Source organism: Salinisphaera orenii subsp. halophila YIM 95161 (assembly GCF_003732545.1).
Classification (GTDB): domain Bacteria; phylum Pseudomonadota; class Gammaproteobacteria; order Nevskiales; family Salinisphaeraceae; genus Salinisphaera; species Salinisphaera orenii_A.
The window spans coordinates 1-1,689 of the sequence record NZ_AYKF01000011.1 but is presented as its reverse complement, the minus strand read 5'-3'; the positions used below and the strand labels follow the sequence as shown (position 1 = coordinate 1,689).

Here is a 1,689-nt window from a genome sequence, read left to right as displayed (position 1 = left end):
GGCCCAGGCTGTGTGAAAACGCGTGAGTTAGCGTACTTTTCCCCATCAGCTGTCTATGTCAGGCGCTAAGGGCTCCGCGTGGCGGCCACGGTTCAGAGTGATCGCAACGCAGGCCTGTGACTTCATCATGCCCGGAGGCGCCTCAGGCCGCTTCGAAGGCGCCGTTTAAAGGGAACGAGCACGCTCAGGCAGCCATTGCCCGCATCAACGGCCCGATCCCGACGATTCGCATCACGCGTTTCAGATTGTAGGCCAGCACATGCAGACTCATTTCCGTTCGCACATGCGCGAGCGTGCGCATCAGGAAGTGTGTTGAGCCCATCCAGTACTTGAGCGTGCCGAAGGGATGCTCGACCGTCTGTCGCCGTATCCGCATCAGATTCGGATCCTGATCCAGGCGTTGCTGCATGGTCTCGAGCACTGACTCGTGCTCCCATCGCTTGACGCGGCGTTGCGCCGCCGACGTGCACTGCGCCTTGATCGCACACGTCTCGCAGGCTGAGCTCCAGTAGCAATGGAGCGTCTGGCCTTTCTCCACCGTGGTAAAGCGCCAGACCAAGGTCTGATTGGCCGGGCAACGATAGGTGTCGCTATCGGGTTCGTAGATGAAGTCGCGCTTACCGAACCGGCCTTGGGCCTGGCTGTTAGAGGTCTGCGGCTTGGGCACGTGAACCTGGATGCCGGCCCTCTCGCAGGCCACGATCTGTTCGCCGTTGAAGTAACCGCGGTCGGCGACCGCGGCCAGGGTATCGGTCTGCATGACTGAGCGGGCTCGATCCGCCATCGGCTGCAGCTGCGAGCGATCGTGGCCGACGTTGGTGACCTCGTGATCCACGATCAGATGGTGTTCGGCATCGACAGTCGATTGGACGTTGTAGCCCACCATCCCCGAGCCCTTGCCGCCCGTCGCTATGGAGCGTGCGTCTGGATCAGTCAATGAGATCTGTTGGTCGGGCGCTGCTGCTACGGCCTTCGCCATTGCCTGCATGCGCTGCATTTCCGATCGCAGCGTGTCGATCTTGTCTCGAAGTTTTGTTGCCCGGGCTTCGGTGGTATCACTCTGACGCTGACGGTCGGCGCTTTCGAGTTCTGACAGGTAGCGCGCGACACTGGCTTCGATCTGCTCGATGCGTCGCTTGACCTTGGCGCGGGTGAAATTGCGATCGCGGCTATTAACAGCTTTGAACTTGCTGCCGTCGATGGCCACCAGCGCTTGCGAGAACAGGTCGAGACGACGGCACAGCATCACGAACTCGCGGCATACGCGTTGGATCGATGGGCCATTGTTACGGCGGAAGTCCGCGATTGTCTTGAAGTCGGGCGCCAGACGACCGGTCAACCACATGAGCTCTATGTTGCGTTGAGCCTCGCGTTCCAGTCGTCGGCTGGATTGCACACGGTTTAGGTACCCGTAGATATAGATCTTGAGCATCGTGGCAGGGTGATAGCCGGGCCGCCCGGTGACTTGGGCGACAACGCCTTCAAAGCCCAGATCGGTGAGGTCGAGGTTATCAACGAAGACATCAATCACTCGGACTGGATTGTCCTCGGTAACGTAGTCGTCGAGGCTTGCCGGCAGCAGAGCGCTCTGCGCGCGGTCATCACCAGTCACGAAACGACTCATCAAGCACTCCGCCAATAGCCTGAGAGAAGTTTAGCCGGTGGGAGCGTTTTCACACAGCCTGGGCC

The 1,689-nt window shown here is 60.2% G+C and carries 1 protein-coding gene; it reads right to left on the bottom strand.

Annotated features, from left to right (window positions below):
- Positions 1-184: 184 nt before the first annotated feature.
- Positions 185-1,624 carry an IS1182 family transposase gene (locus tag SAHL_RS01725; protein ID WP_123589698.1) on the bottom strand — a complete coding sequence of 480 codons (1,440 nt, stop codon included), beginning with the start codon at positions 1,622-1,624 and terminating at the stop codon, positions 185-187.
- Between the last annotated feature and the right edge of the window lie 65 nt (positions 1,625-1,689).

Excerpts from the sequence above, each read along its gene's own strand:
- SAHL_RS01725 (WP_123589698.1), bottom strand. The coding sequence starts at position 1,624 with ATGAGTCGTTTCGTGACTGGTGATGACCGCGCGCAGAGCGCTCTGCTG.